Origin of the sequence: Chryseobacterium sp. PvR013, from assembly GCF_017833095.1 — a bacterium.
GTDB classification, from domain to species: Bacteria; Bacteroidota; Bacteroidia; order Flavobacteriales; family Weeksellaceae; genus Chryseobacterium; species Chryseobacterium culicis_A.
Genome location: NZ_JAFIBT010000001.1, coordinates 3472575 through 3488008 on the forward strand (window position 1 = coordinate 3472575; position 15434 = coordinate 3488008).

General features: G+C 36.5%; 14 protein-coding genes. 10 read left to right on the top strand and 4 right to left on the bottom strand.

Features of this window, described 5'->3' with window-relative positions; translation table 11 throughout:
- Positions 1 to 5: 5 nt before the first annotated feature.
- Positions 6 to 722 (bottom strand): polyprenol monophosphomannose synthase, encoded by a 717-nt coding sequence (locus JOE44_RS15830; protein ID WP_105683176.1) that lies wholly within the window; start codon positions 720 to 722, stop codon positions 6 to 8.
- Positions 723 to 962: 240 nt separating this feature from the next.
- Between JOE44_RS15830 and JOE44_RS15835 the strand changes: the two genes are divergently transcribed.
- The 5 genes from JOE44_RS15835 (at position 963) to JOE44_RS15855 (ending at position 5358) form a co-directional block, all read left to right on the top strand.
- Positions 963 to 1631, top strand: coding sequence for a DUF4271 domain-containing protein (locus JOE44_RS15835; RefSeq protein WP_209786300.1), 669 nt, complete (start codon positions 963 to 965; stop codon positions 1629 to 1631).
- 12 nt (positions 1632 to 1643) lie between these two features.
- Positions 1644 to 2384 carry a uroporphyrinogen-III synthase gene (locus tag JOE44_RS15840; protein WP_105683416.1) on the top strand — a complete coding sequence of 247 codons (741 nt, stop codon included), beginning with the start codon at positions 1644 to 1646 and terminating at the stop codon, positions 2382 to 2384.
- Between the two features lie 169 nt (positions 2385 to 2553).
- On the top strand, positions 2554 to 4596 hold the full coding sequence (locus JOE44_RS15845; protein ID WP_209786301.1) for a S9 family peptidase: 2043 nt from the start codon (positions 2554 to 2556) through the stop codon (positions 4594 to 4596).
- A gap of 21 nt (positions 4597 to 4617) precedes the next feature.
- Positions 4618 to 4986: a four helix bundle protein gene (locus tag JOE44_RS15850; protein WP_209786302.1), complete on the top strand. Its 369-nt coding sequence runs from the start codon at positions 4618 to 4620 to the stop codon at positions 4984 to 4986.
- Between the two features lie 33 nt (positions 4987 to 5019).
- Positions 5020 to 5358: a hypothetical protein gene (locus tag JOE44_RS15855; protein WP_209786303.1), complete on the top strand. Its 339-nt coding sequence runs from the start codon at positions 5020 to 5022 to the stop codon at positions 5356 to 5358.
- 115 nt (positions 5359 to 5473) lie between these two features.
- Here JOE44_RS15855 and JOE44_RS15860 read toward each other — a convergent pair whose 3' ends face one another.
- Positions 5474 to 5965, bottom strand: a complete 492-nt coding sequence (locus JOE44_RS15860) for an SRPBCC domain-containing protein (RefSeq protein WP_209786304.1) — start codon at positions 5963 to 5965, stop codon at positions 5474 to 5476.
- 201 nt (positions 5966 to 6166) lie between these two features.
- Between JOE44_RS15860 and JOE44_RS15865 the strand changes: the two genes are divergently transcribed.
- The 5 genes from JOE44_RS15865 (at position 6167) to JOE44_RS15885 (ending at position 12415) form a co-directional block, all read left to right on the top strand.
- A complete protein-coding gene (locus JOE44_RS15865) occupies positions 6167 to 7711 on the top strand; it encodes a HAMP domain-containing sensor histidine kinase (protein WP_209786305.1) in 1545 nt (514 codons plus the stop codon).
- 146 nt (positions 7712 to 7857) lie between these two features.
- Entirely contained in the window at positions 7858 to 8544 is a 687-nt protein-coding gene (locus JOE44_RS15870; RefSeq protein WP_002982671.1) for a response regulator transcription factor, read from the top strand.
- 78 nt (positions 8545 to 8622) lie between these two features.
- Entirely contained in the window at positions 8623 to 9267 is a 645-nt protein-coding gene (locus JOE44_RS15875) for a hypothetical protein (protein WP_245169796.1), read from the top strand.
- A gap of 19 nt (positions 9268 to 9286) precedes the next feature.
- On the top strand, positions 9287 to 9649 hold the full coding sequence (locus JOE44_RS15880; protein WP_209786307.1) for a hypothetical protein: 363 nt from the start codon (positions 9287 to 9289) through the stop codon (positions 9647 to 9649).
- Between the two features lie 69 nt (positions 9650 to 9718).
- Positions 9719 to 12415, top strand: coding sequence for a TonB-dependent receptor (locus tag JOE44_RS15885; protein WP_209786308.1), 2697 nt, complete (start codon positions 9719 to 9721; stop codon positions 12413 to 12415).
- Between the two features lie 204 nt (positions 12416 to 12619).
- Here JOE44_RS15885 and JOE44_RS15890 read toward each other — a convergent pair whose 3' ends face one another.
- Positions 12620 to 13117: a phosphoheptose isomerase gene (locus tag JOE44_RS15890; protein ID WP_209786309.1), complete on the bottom strand. Its 498-nt coding sequence runs from the start codon at positions 13115 to 13117 to the stop codon at positions 12620 to 12622.
- Between the two features lie 26 nt (positions 13118 to 13143).
- Complete coding sequence (locus JOE44_RS15895; RefSeq protein WP_209786310.1) at positions 13144 to 15426, bottom strand: GH92 family glycosyl hydrolase; 2283 nt, start codon at positions 15424 to 15426, stop codon at positions 13144 to 13146.
- Positions 15427 to 15434 lie beyond the last annotated feature (8 nt).

Consider the following 15434-nt stretch of genomic DNA (forward strand, 5'->3'; position numbering starts at 1 on the left):
CAGTTTCATAATCTGTTGATGATTGATTTCCATTTTAAGTTCAGTACTCCAAAAACGGCTTCATGGATAATTCCTCCGTTCATTTTGCTTTCTCCTAAAATTCTGTTGGTAAATATAATAGGAACTTCTACAATTCTAAAACCTTTTTTAAATGCTCTGAATTTCATTTCTATCTGAAACCCATAGCCTTTTAATTTCACATTATCCAATCCTATTTCCTCCAATACTTTTCTTGAAAAGCACACAAATCCTGCTGTTGTATCATGAATGGGAAGTCCCAGTACAAACCTTACATATTTTGAGGCAAAGTAAGACAATAATACTCTTCCCATTGGCCAGTTCACCACATTCACTCCTTTTGAGTAACGGGAACCAATGGCCATATCTGCATTTTTACAGGCTTCAAAAAGTTTTGGAAGATCATTCGGGTTATGTGAGAAATCGGCATCCATCTCGAAAATATAATCATATTTATTTTCAATTGCCCATTTAAAACCATGAATATATGCCTTTCCCAAGCCATCTTTCACATGTCTTATCGACAGGTGAAGATAATGCGGATTTTTCTTCTGCAACTCTTTTACAATCTCTGCAGTTCCATCCGGAGAAGAATCATCTACCACTAAGATATGAAAGTCGTCCTCCAATGCAAAAACTGCGGAAATAATATTTTCAATATTTTCCTTTTCGTTGTATGTTGGGATGATGACGAGTTTTTTCATTTCAGTTTGCAAAGATAGTTTATTTAACCTTTTTATTTTATACAAAATAATCTATAATTTTGCAAAAATATTTCTCAGGGATTAAGCGGATGAAACAGAAACTTTTATTCAATAGATCTGAACACTCTGTAAAATCTGTGAGAGCAAATATTTTAACTGCAAATTCACGAATCAGGTGACAGGAAAATCTGTGCCGTATTGTGTTATATGAAGTTAAATAATAAATAAAAAACTTAAATTTTGCCATCATCACAACACTTTGTCAATCACGTAAGAATACCTGAGAATAATGACTGGGTAATTTTTATCCTCGTGGGCTGTATATTTTTGTATGTTTTTATGATGAACGTCATAGAAAGGGATGCCAGTCTCAAAGATTTTCTGCTTCAGAAATATTTTGATGCGAGCAATAACCTTCCCAGCTGGATTATCACCTCATGTGTAACCACCCTTACACTGTCCGTCTTGATTTCACAATACGTTCCTATTGTCCCGAAATATATTGCCGATCTTCAGCTTTTTGGATATCAGCTTAATAAATTCGGGTATACTTTGCTGGCAGTGCTATTTTTTTATTTAATAAAATCAACATTAGGTTTTTTATTTTATCAAAGTATAGGAGACGGAAAAAAATGGACTATTTTTTATTTTACCTCCACAAAATTTTATTTCATTCTTTCATTTTTGCTAATAATTCTTTGTGTAGCCCATTATTACTTCCCGATAGACAGAAATAAAATGTTTTTATATTATTTCTGCTTCTTCACTTTTGTATTCATTTTCAAAGTTTTTTTCTATTTATTTCACAAGAACAAGATTCTTCCCGAGAAATGGTATTATAAATTTTTGTATATTTGCACCCTCCAAATCGCACCATTATTATTGCTTTGGAAGTTGTTATTTTTTTAATAAATGTCAATGATGAGAATAAAGTCTATATTGGTTTCTCAACCAGCGCCTAGTGAGTCTTCTCCATATTTGGATATAGCGAAGAAGGAAAAAATAAAGATTGATTTCCGTCCATTTATCCACGTCGAAGGGGTTGACAATAAAGAGCTCAGAACACAGAAAATAGATCTGACGCAGTATACCGGTATTATTTTTACCAGTAAAAATGCGATTGACCATTACTTCAGACTAGCAGAGGAATTGCGTTTCGCTGTTCCGGATACAATGAGATACATCTGTCAGTCGGAAGCAATTGCCAACTACCTTCAAAAGCATATTGTGTACAGAAAAAGAAAAATCAGCTTTGGGGAGAAAAACTTCTCAGACCTGCTTCCTCTTTTCAAAAAATTCCCAACTGAAAAATATCTGCTGCCCTCTTCAGATGTTTTAAGTCCGGATATTGTAAAAACCATGGATGCATCTAATGTAGACTGGACAAGAGCAATTATGTACCGTACCGTATGCAGCGACCTTACAGATATCAATGTCAAAGATTATGACATGCTGATTTTCTTCAGTCCACAGGGTATCAAATCGTTACAACAAAACTTCCCTGGCTTCAAGCAGGATGAAACAAAGATCGGAGTTTTCGGAAACACGACTTTGGCAGCCGCAGAAGAAGCAGGATTAAAAGTAGATTTAATGGCCCCTACGAAGGAAACACCTTCTATGACAATGGCCCTTGAAAAGTATATTAAAGCACTTCATAAATAGTCTTTAATTATAAAAATACGATCAACCATCTTTTCAATAAAGGAAAGATGGTTTTTTTTTACCTAAATTTGAACAAAAATTAATATTGAATTGATTTCTGCTTAAATTACTTACTTTCAGAAGAAAAAGTATAAGATTCCATTCAATAAAAAAAAATAAAAATACCCGGATGAAAGCTCCACAGGCAAAAAAAATAGAAAAAATATTAGAAACCCACGGCGATAAAAGAACCGATAATTACTTTTGGCTGAATGAAAGGGAAAACCCTGAAGTCATCAAATATATTGAGGAAGAAAATGCCTACGAAGAATTCATCATGAAAGATACGGAAGCCCTTCAGGAAGAGCTTTTTGAAGAGATGAAAGCCCGTTATAAAAAGGATGATGAATCTCTGCCTTACTTTTTTAATGAGTACTGGTATATTGTACGTTATGAAGAAGGTAAAGAATATCCTATTTTCTGCAGAAAACACAAAAGTCTTGACAACGAAGAAGAGATTGTGCTTGACGTTAATATTCTGGCAGGAGGCAAAGAATTTTTTGAAGTAGGAAGCGTAGCAGTAAGCCCCAATAATGAGCTGGCTTCTTTTTCTTCAGATGATGTGGGAAGAAGAATTTATACTCTTAACTTCAAAAGCTTAAAGACAGGCGAAATTCTTACAGACACAATTCCGAATACAACAGGAAAAGCAGTTTGGGCAAATGATAATCAGCATGTCTTTTATATTAGAAAAGATAAGAGTCTGCGTGCATTCCAGGTATACAGGCATCAGCTGGGAACAGATTCTGCAGACGATGTATTGATCTTCCACGAAGAGGATGATACTTTTGATGTGAATGTATTTAAAACAAAATCTTTACAGTATATTTTCATTGCAAGTTCAAGTACAATTTCTGATGAGCACCGCTTTATCCCTTCTGATAATGTATTTGAAGAATGGAAGGTAATTCAGCCCAGAATAGATGATCTTGAGTATTCTGTAGAGCATTATGAAGATGAATTTTACATCATTACCAATGCTGATGATGCGATCAATTTCAAAATTGTAAAAACGAAGATTGACAACTGCAGTATGGAAAACTGGGTGGATGTTATCCCTCACCGTGCAGAAGTTCTACTGGAAGGCTTTGAAATTTTCAAAGACTATCTTGTTCTTGAGGAAAGAGAAAGAGGATTACTTCAGATCAAAATTATTGATGAGAAGACCCAGGAATCTTATTATTTACCTTTCTCCGATCCTACTTATACGGCTTATATCGGAATCAATCTGGAATTTGATACAGAGATTCTACGTTATGGCTACACCTCTCTTACACAGCCGAGTTCCACGTATGAATATAATATGAAGGACAAAACCACGAAGCTTCTGAAACAACAGGAAGTGCTGGGTGGAAAGTTTTTCCCTGAAAATTATATTTCAGAAAGAATCTGGGCAGACTCCAGAGATGGGGAAGCAAAAGTCCCTATTTCTTTAGTATATCATAAAGACACCAAAAAATCAGCAGATACCCCACTTCTCTTGTATGGATATGGAAGTTATGGACATACTGTTGATGCCAGTTTTTCAAATGTAAGACTATCCTTGCTTGACAGAGGTTTTATTTACGCGATCGCTCACATCCGTGGTGGAGAATATCTGGGAAGAGAATGGTATGAGGATGGGAAAATGCTGTTCAAGAAAAATACATTCTTCGACTTTATTGATGCAGGAAAGCATTTAATTAAGGAAAATTATACTTCATCAAGGCACATGTATGCAATGGGAGGAAGTGCAGGCGGTCTGTTGGTAGGAGCTGTGGTTAATTACGAACCTCAGTTATTCCATGGAATTGTAGCACAAGTCCCTTTCGTAGACGTTGTGAGCACCATGCTGGATGATACAATTCCTTTGACAACAGGAGAATATGATGAATGGGGAAATCCAAATGATGAGGAATATTATCATTATATGAAAGACTACTCTCCTTATGATAATGTGGAAGCTAAAGATTACCCGCACATGCTCATCACTACAGGGTTCCATGACTCTCAGGTACAGTATTGGGAACCTGCAAAATGGACAGCAAAACTAAGAGAATTAAAGACAGACGACAATATTTTAGTCTTTAAAACGGACATGAGCTCAGGACACGGAGGAGCAAGTGGAAGATTTGAGTCTCTGAAAGAAGATGCACTGGAGTATGCATTTCTATTAAAGATAAATGATCAATGATAAAAGATAATTGATATGAATATGGACAACAATTACAATCAGATGTTTGCACAAAAGACTAAATCTTTAACCATAGCAATCATTAATGAGTTGTCTAACATTTCATATTCTGATAAAATATCAAATATAAGAAAACAAGTTTTCAGATCTGTTTCCTCAACAGCAAGTAACTATAGAGCGATATGCAGAGCAAGATCCAGCAAAGAAAAGTATTCTAAAATATGCATTGTCGTAGAAGAAGCTGACAAAACTTTATTTTGGCTGGAGTTAATAGAGGAGCTACATTTACTTGAAAAAGAAAGTTTAGATGTTCTTATTAAAGAAGCCACCGAAATTTTGAAAGTGACCTCTGCCTATAAAAGGAAATTAGGTAAAGAATTAAAGCGTTAAAACATCAATTATTAATTATCATTTATCAATTATATGAACGAATCCGAATATTGGAAAAAGATAGAACAGTTCTTCGAAGACAATTTTCAGACTGAGAAGAATCCGCCCATTGAAACCCTTTTATTTCTGATAGGGCTACAGGAGCTGGGAAGCGGCCAGCAAAAATACACGAAAGAAGATAAAGTAAATCTGATTCACATTGCAGTATGCAGGTTGCTTGAGCCTTTTGGATATTATAAGTTTACGCATTATGAAGACGGATGGCCACAGTTTGAAAGTCTGGAAGAACTTCCGGAATTAAGACCCAATGAGCAGACCCTTCTTATGAAAAAGGCAATTATTCAGTATTTCCAGGAAGAAGAGCTTTTATAAAGGCTGGAAGTTTGAAGAATGAAACAGGAAGTTAATCCTGTCGATAAATAAAAAGAGGGTTTTCCAATGGAAAATCCTCTTTTTTATAAATAAGTATTTTTTAACATGTTCAAATTCATCCAATTAATTCTTCCAATTGATTCAGCCCCATTTTAAATCCTTCTTCAAATCCCATATCCATGAGCTTTTTCATAATTTCAGGAGAATGGTAATGAATATTAATAGTCACTTTGGTTCCTTCTTCTATTCCGGTAAAACCGATCAGCCATTTTGACCTTGGAAAATCTTCATTGATATTTCCTTCTTCATCCGCGAAAGCACTTAGCCAGTCAAGGCTTCTGTGTTCCATTATCTCCCCATACTGAGTTTTAGAATACATAGGTCCTTTTTCTCCGTTGGGTCCTACCATTGCATACATCCAGATTCCTCCTTCCCTGAAATCCTGACTTATCGTCTCGCATTTCCATGGTTTGGGACCCCACCACTGATCCAGTAATTCAGCCTGGGTAAAATAGTTCCACACTGTTGAAACATCAGCTTTATAAATCTTCATGACATAAGTACTTGCTGCATCAAAATCTTTGTTGAAAATGATATTAGATTCCATAAATATTTATTTTTAATAAAGTTAGCACTTTATTTATAGAAAGGGACTTTTCATATGACAACTAAAAGATAATTCATAAAAAATTGTTAAAAAACACTCTTTTAAGAGAAAAAAAACAATTTTTTGGCTCGTTTTTTGTTTATGTACTCTTAAAACAATTAATTTTAACATTCATTTTTCCAAAACCTATATAATTAAATAATGAATAACAAATTCATCCCAATAATTTCAGTGTTTATGACGATCTCACTGATTGTCTTTGTAACGCTCCAATTTTATTGGCTGAAAGGCTATTACGGCGTACTGGAACAGGATTTTTCAAATAAAGTGTATGCAGTTTTGGAAAGTACTTCAAAAAGTATTGAAGAAATTGAGGCTGACAAATACCTGAATCAGGATTATAAAGATTTCAGGAAAAATATTCTTGCCAACAGCAAACAGCCATCTTTAACCACCATCCAGCAGGTGGCGGATTCCGGTACTCAGAGACAGATTATCTATTCTAAAAATATTATTGAAAAAACACAGCTTCCCATTTCCCAAAAAGGAGATTCTATTAAGCTGACCACTTTATATACAGATGAAGCCGCCTATAAAATAAAAAGAGATACCACCAATCGCGAACTTCTGACGCAAGATATCAATCAGGAGATTGAGACTGGAGATTACTCCATGAAAGAATTCGTCAAAGTATATGGAAACAACCTTCCTATTACTAAAAGAGTGGATCCGAAAACCCTGGACTCTGTTATTGCAAAAGAACTTAAAATACGAGGTATAACAGCTAAATTCGGATATGGAGTTCTGGACAGCAACAATAAGCTTACAAGCATTGCCAATAAGGCTTACAAAGAGAAAAAAGACAGTAATACCTACAGCTTTCCTCTTTTTGCCGATAAGAAAAATACGTTATACAGCCTCGCCTTAGTATTCCCTAAAAAAGAATATTCCCTTGCGATGAACAACTGGCCAATGCTTCTGGGAACATTCCTGTCCCTTCTTACGATTCTTGGGATTTACATTATTTCCATCAATTATATGATGAGGCAGAAGAAACTTGCTGAAGTAAAAACAGACTTCATCAACAATATGTCCCATGAGTTTAAAACACCATTGGCAACCATTTCTGTGGCTACGGATTCATTAGCTAATGACAAAATAGCCACCAATCCGGATAAGGTAAAATATTACTCCGAACTGATCAAGCAGGAGAACTTAAGGATGAAAAAGCAGGTGGAAAACGTACTCAATATGTCTAAGCTTGAAAGGAATGAAGTAGAACTATTCTTAAAAGAAACCAATGTAAGGGAATTGATTAAAAGAACAACCGAATCTTTCAATCTGATTGTACAGCAAAGAAACGGTTCTCTTACTCAGAAATTCAATGCCACTCATTATAATTTTAAAATAGACGAGTTCCATATCTCGAATATGCTGGTCAACTTACTGGACAATGCCAATAAATATTCTCCTGAAGCACCGGAAATACATGTGGAAACAAGAAACGAAGGACACTGGTATATCATTGAAATTTCCGACAAAGGAATGGGAATGGACACCCAGAATAAAACCAAAATTTTCGAAAAATTCTTCAGAGAAGAAACCGGAAATATTCACAACGTAAAAGGACAGGGATTAGGCCTTTCCTACGTTAAGAAAATTGTAGAACTGCACAAAGGACAGATTATCGTAGATTCTCATAAAGGAAAAGGAAGTATTTTTACGATAAAACTGCCGATGGGTTAGGAAATAAACGATGAATGATAAGTGATAAAAACATCAATTATCAATAATCATTTATCAATTATAAAAAAGGTTAAACCAAATATCAAAATATAGAAGATAGAGTGAGGAAGTTCATTCTTAATGTTAATTATTAATTATTAAAAGTTATGAGCAACAGAATATTATTAGTAGAGGACGATCAGAGTTTCGGGGCGGTGCTTAAAGATTATTTGACAATCAATAATTTTGAAGTAACTCTTGCCACTGATGGGGAGCAGGGACTTAAAGAATTTACAGAAAATGAATTCGATATCTGCATATTTGACGTAATGATGCCTAAAAAAGATGGGTTTTCATTAGCTGAAGATGTAAAAAAGATTGATAAAAATACACCCATCATATTCCTTACAGCAAGAAATATGAGAGAAGATATTTTGAAAGGATATCAGCTGGGTGCTGATGATTATATCACAAAACCATTTGATACTGAACTTCTTTTGTATAAAATCAAAGCAATTCTTCAGAGAAGTTCTACACTGGAAAATGAGGAGCAGGAGCAATTCAAAATCAGCAATATTTTCTTCGACTCTATGTTGAGACAGCTGAAAGTAGGTGATAAAGAATACAAACTTTCTCCTAAAGAAAATGAATTATTAAAACTTCTTTGCATCCATAGAAATGATTTCATGCCGAGAGATCTTGCGTTAAGAAAGATCTGGAAAAAAGAGAATTACTTTACAGCAAGAAGTATGGACGTATATATTGCGAAGCTTCGTAAATTATTAAAAGACGACGAAGGATTGGAAATTATCAACGTTCACGGAGAAGGATTTAGACTTTTGGTAAAAAATTAATCCAAAAATCAAATTATAAGTATAAAATTAGCAAAACAATTGAAAATGTTTTGCTAATTTTGTTTCATACCCATGGATATGAAGAATACATTTATAGGTTTGATCGCCGTATCACTATTAGCTGCCTCTTGTAAAAAGGATGAAAGAGCTACTTATTTAAAAGAAGAAGCCAACGCTGGCCAGCCCAACGTGGCCCTTAATACCTCCTCAAAAACAGCCCTGATGGATCAGGCAGGCATCCAATCCAGCCCTGCTCCTGCTCCGATGGCTACAGCTCCCGGAATGAATCCTCCACACGGACAACCTGGCCACCGATGCGATATTCCGGTAGGACAGCCGCTGAACAGTAAACCTGCCGGAGCTACTCCTACCACACAGAATGTAAACGTGAATGGAGCCAACACCATTCAAATTGATCCTAATGCAGTATCTCCAGGGAAAATTACCCTTGATAACAACGGGAAACAGGTAAAAACGGCTCCCGGAATGAATCCTCCTCACGGGCAACCGGGACACCGCTGTGATATTCCGGTAGGACAGCCTTTAAACAGCAAACCTGCTCCAGCTCCACAAGCTGCACAAAATGTAATTCAGACAACACCAGCGCCTGCTCCCGCACCAGCTGCCCAGAATCTGGCAATGGGTGAAAAACCCAAACTGAATCCGGCACATGGTGAGCCTTGGCACAGCTGTTCTCTAAAAGTTGGTGATCCTTTACCATAAATTTTGTATTTTTGCAGATATGAAGCTGTTTCACCTACTTGCAATAGTGTTTTGCCTGGGAGTCTTTTTGATTCCCAAGGATAACTTCTATGCACAAGGAATGCAGGAAACATGCTGTAAAGCAGAATCTTCCAAGAAAATGGACTGCTGCAAAAATCATTCTTCAAAAAAAGACAGCCAACATGATAAAACAAAATCATGTAATGATGACTGCTGTTCATCATGCGTTGCCTGCTATACTTTTATTGAAACTCCTTTCTCAAAAAATCTACGTTTGGAACTGTCTTATTACAAAGCGAATAAGAATCCTCAGTTTCAATATTCAGATCCATATCTTTCAGACCGTTTAAAGGAAATCTGGCAACCTCCTAAGGTAGGTTAATTAAAATATCACGAGTTCATTATACTATGTAATGAGCTGTTTTTTAATTAATTTAAACTTTTAAACAAAATGAAATTACCTATTTCCAGGTTTATACTTGGTGCATTATTCCTATTTACACAATTTATATCTGCTCAAACACTTTCAAAAAATCAGTTCAAAGTAAAAGGGAACTGTGAGATGTGTAAAACAAGAATTGAAAGTGCTGCCAAAAAAGCGGGTGCAAAAACAGCAGTTTACTCTGTTGATCTTCAAACCTTAACTGTAGAAACAGATAAGGTATCCACAGATGATATTCTGAAAAAAGTAGCTGAAGCAGGCCACGACAATGAGAAGTTCAAAGCTCCGGATACTGTTTATAATAGCCTTCCGGGATGTTGTCTGTATAGCAGAGATCTGCAGCCATCACAAGCGGAAGCCCATCACGAACACCATACAAATACTAATGTTTCTGATAAAAAAGAAAACGAATTCTATGTAAGGGGAAACTGTGCTTCATGTAAAGCCAGAATAGAAAAAGCATCAAAAGATGCCGGTGCAAATGCTGCAGAATGGAATGCAGAAAAACAAACGGTTACTTTAAATTTTGACCCGTCAAAAACCTCATCAGATAAAATTTTAAAAGCAATTGCTGATGCGGGTCATGACAATGAAAAATACAAAGCTTCAGATGCTGTTTATAATGGACTGCCGGGATGCTGTCTGTACGACAGAGAGTTTACTTTTGGTGAACCTAATCCAAAGGTACATTATGAAGAAGAAGCAAAACATGAAGATCATGAGACCTCTTCAGCTAAAGAGGATCATTCCCAGCATGAGAAGAGCATTGACGGAGTGGTAGTAACAGGTTCCAAAGCAGCGACAGCTTTAAGCAAAAAAGAAGCCGGACTTGTTTTTAATATTGATAAGAAAGAGCTGTTAAAGGCTGCTTGCTGTAATCTGTCTGAAAGTTTTGAGACCAATGCTACGGTGGATGTATCTTTCAGCAATGCCGTTACAGGAACAAAACAGCTGAAAATGCTTGGCCTGGATCAAAAATACACCAGCCTAACGAAGGAACAGTTGCCTGAAATCAGAGGACTGGCTTCTGCATATGGACTCAACTTTATTCCGGGAAGATGGATTGAAAGTATCCAGCTTACTAAAGGTGGAAGTACTGTAACCAACGGTTATGAAAGTATAACAGGACAGATTAATACTGAACTTTTGAAGAATGCAAAAACTCCGGAAACATCATTAAATCTTTTTTCTGATTTCAACGGAAGAGCAGAAGTGAATATTACCAACGTCTCTCCCATCAACGATAAATGGTCGCAGACTTTCCTTCTTCACGGAAACGGAACTTTCGGGAATACGGATATGAATCATGACGGTTTTCTGGACAGACCGAAAGGAACACAGATCAATGCCGCTTATTTGCTGAATTATAATGACCTTGAAAAATCAGGATTCGGGTCTCACTTTGGAATTAATTTTATCAGAGATGAAAGAACTGCAGGACAGGTTGCTTTTGATAAAAAGCTTGGTCAGGACAAACAGCCTTTTTATGGGGTAGGAATTGATATCTCAAGATTCCAGGTGTGGAATAAAACAGGATATGTTTTTAAAGGAAAACCTTACCAGAGTATCGGCTGGATGAACCAGTACGTTTATCATCAGCAGGATAGTTTCTTCGGATTGAGAAATTATGCGGGGCAGCAGCACACCTATTACTCTAATTTAATTTTTGAAAGCATCATCGGAAATACCAATCATAAGTATAAAGCAGGAGCAAGTTTCTTATATGACGGTTATAAAGAAACGTATTTGATAGACGATATGAGAAGAAATGAAATTGTACCGGGTATTTTTGCGGAGTATACTTTAACTGGTTTAAAATATACGTTAGTAGCAGGTTCCAGAGTAGATTTCCATAATCTGGCAGGAACTCAGTTTACGCCAAGGCTTAATTTCAAGTATGATTTTACCCCTCAGACTATTGTAAGACTTTCCGCGGGAAGAGGATTCAGAACAGCCAATGTATTTGCGGAAAGCCAGCAGTATTTTGCATCAAACAGAGCTATCAATATTTTATCTAATGGAGGAAATATTTACGGCTTAAAACCTGAAATTGCATGGAACTATGGGGCAAGTTTACAGCAGGAATTTAAATTATTCGGAAGAAAATCCAGCATTGTTGCCGATTTCTTCAGAACAGATTTTCAGGATCAGGTATTGGTAGATTTAGACAAATCTCCTCAACAGCTGACATTCTATAATCTGGAAGGAAAGTCTTTTGCCAATTCATTCCAGACCCAATGGGATTTTATGCCCATAAAAAATCTTGAAGTAAGGCTGGCCTATAAATATTATGATGTACAGGCTGATTATATTGGGGGAAGAAGAGAAGTTCCTTTCATGGCAAAACACAGAGGTTTTGTGAATTTAGCGTATTCTACCAATAAAAATAACAATGGAGGATTCTGGAGTTTTGATACCACTTTAAACTGGGTTGGAAAACAGAGACTTCCTGATACATCAAGTAATCCGGCAGAGTTTCAGTTAGCAACATATTCTGAATCTTATGCCGTTCTGAACGCTCAGATTTCAAGAAATTTCAATAAAAAGATCAGAGCTTACGTAGGAGGAGAAAACCTGACTTCTTATTATCAGAAAAATGCGATTGTTGATTTTAAAAATCCTTTCGGAAATTATTTTGACGGAGGAATGGTGTATGCTCCTATTATGAAAGCTAACTTTTATGTAGGACTGGATGTGACGTTTTAAAAGCTGGAAGCTGGAAGAATGAAGCTGGGAGTGCTATTAGCCGATGGAATTCTTAATTGGAATAAATTACAGGTATTCTCTAATAAAATCTTACAAATTTTAATTATGATATTTAGAGGTTCTGATAACCTCCAGTAGCTTCCTTCTTCCAGCCTCAAGTTTCCTTACAATAAAAAATCCGCTTCAATGAAGCGGATTTTTTATTTATCTTCCAAAGTCATCCTGTACTCTTACGATATCATCTTCGTCTGAAGGATTGGTTGCATCGGTATGCTGCCAGATTTCGGCTACAATTCCCCAGCCTGCAAGACCAATCAATCTGTGTCTTTCTCCCTGCTGAAGTTTTACCTGATCTTTCGGACCATATTCTCCTAATTCCCCTTCTTCATCAGTGTTGCTTCTTTTAATACCAACGGTTCCTTCCACTACCTGCCAGATCTCAGCTCTTCTGTGGTGATACTGCCAGCTTAATCTTGCTTCAGGAGCTACGATAAGAATTTTTGGGCTTAGCTTACCTCCTATTCTAAGGTTGTCTACATCAATCCCATCAAAATACTGGTTGGCAAAATCCTGTGCCTGCGTTTCATCAATCACAAAGAATCCTCCCCATGGTCTTGTATCATCTTTTGCTGCGATGTTAAAACCTTGTCCTTGCAGTATGCTTTCTACTCTATCGAATATTTCTTTTTTTTCTGTACTCATACAGTTTTGTATTTCTAAATTAAAGATTATTTATTTGATTCTTCTTTTGACATTGAATACGGAAAATCTTTTTCCTGTGAACCTCTTTCTTTGTTAGGCTTACTATCCATTTTAAAATCCAGAACAGCTCCCTTCATCAGTTCTTTATGGCTTAACCAGTTTTTGGAATAAGGCTGCTGATTGACATTCAAAGATTTTACATATAAATTCTCCGCATTATTTTCCGGAGCTTTTACTTCAATTTTCTTACCATTTTCAAGATGGATGGTAGCTTCTTTAAATAATGGTGCTCCCAATACATACTGATCTGTTGCCGGGGTTACCGGATAAAACCCAAGTGCTGAGAAAATATACCACGCAGAAGTCTGTCCGTTATCTTCGTCTCCGCAATATCCGTCAGGGGTAGCGTGATATAGTTTATTCATCACCTGTCTTGCCCAATATTGTGTTTTATAAGGAGCTCCTGCATAATTGTACAGATAAATCATATGCTGGATAGGCTGATTTCCGTGAGCATACTGCCCCATATTCATAATCTGCATTTCTCTGATTTCGTGAATCACTCCTCCATAATAGCTGTCATCAAAAACCGGTGGCAATGAGAATACTTCATCCAATTTGGCTTCAAATTTCTTTTTTCCACCCATCAATTCAGACAAACCATCAATATCCTGGAAAACAGACCATGTGTAATGCCAGCTGTTTCCTTCAGTAAATGCATCACCCCATTTGAAAGGATTGAAAGGTTTCTGGAAATTTCCATCCTTGTTTTTACCACGCATCAATCCGGTTTCTTTGTCAAATACATTTTTGTAGTTGTAGGCTCTTTTCTTGTAAATATCAATTTCAGAAGCTGGCTTCCCTAGTGCTTTTCCTAGTTGATAAATAGAGAAGTCATCATAAGCATATTCCAGTGTTCTTGCGGCATTCTCATTGATTTTAACGTCGTAAGGGACATAGCCTAATGTATTGTAATATTCTACTCCTGCACGACCCACAGCTTCTATTGGACCTGCGTTATTGGCCCCGTGTTTTACAGCCTGCCAAAGCACTTCCGTATCATATCCGCGAAGTCCTTTGATGTAGGCATCTGCCACTACAGATGCGGAATTATTTCCAATCATAATATCAGAATATCCCGGACTGCTCCATTCTGGTAAAAATCCTCCTTCTTTGTAAGCATTTGCTAATCCTTCCTGCATTTCTACATTGATACTTGGATAAACAAGATTCAGGAAAGGATACAAAGCCCGGAAAGTATCCCAGAATCCGGTTCCTGCAAACATTCTTCCGTCAACAATTTTACCATTGTAAGGGCTCCAGTGTTTTATTTTGTTCTGAGCATCTATTTCATATAATTTTTGCGGGAAGAATAAAGTTCTGTATAAAGAGGAATAAAAAGTTCTCATCTGCTGGTCTGTTCCTCCTTTTACCTCAATCTTTCCTAATGTTTTATTCCAGATATTTTTAGCATCGGTTTTTACCTGTTCAAAATTTCTGGTCCCGATTTCTCTTTTCAGATTCAATTCTGCCTGCTCAAAACTGATGAATGAAGAGGCTACTTTTGCATAAACCGTTTCTTTATTTTTAAGCTTAAACCCTACTACAGCTCCTGTATGATCACTGGTAATTTCCAACTGATCATTAACCAGCTTATCATCTTTCCAGGTTTTCGTCAGTTCAAAATCTTTATCAAACTGAATGACAAAGTAGTTTTTAAAATTCTCATATTTCCCGGTAGAATACCTCGTTGTATAACCCAGGATTTTTCTTTCCTTCGGTAAAATCTTGATATAAGATCCTTTGTTTAATGCATCAACAACTACGTAAGCGCTGTCTGTCTTTGGAAAATCAAATTTAAAATAAGAGGCTCTTTCCGTAGGGGTAAACTCTGTAGTGACATTGATATCTGCCAGATAAACACTATAAAAGTAAGGCGTAGTAACCTCAGCTTTGTGGCTGAACCAACTTGCTCTTTCGTCTTCTTTGAATTTTACTTTTCCCACTCCCGGCATGATGGCAAATGCGCCATAATCATTCATCCAGGGAGAGGGTTGGTGCGTTTGTTTAAATCCTTTTATTTTATCTGCATCGTAGGTATATGCCCATCCGTCACCCATCTTACCGGTCTGGGGAGTCCAGATATTCATTCCCCATGGAAGTCCGACGGCCGGATAGGTATTTCCATTGGATAAAGAGGGTTTGGATTGTGTTCCCATTAGAGGATTCACATAATCTACGGGAGATACATTCTGACCTAAAGCCCAGGCCTGTAATAACAGTAAGCAAGTAGAAAATATAAACTTCATTGTATCTT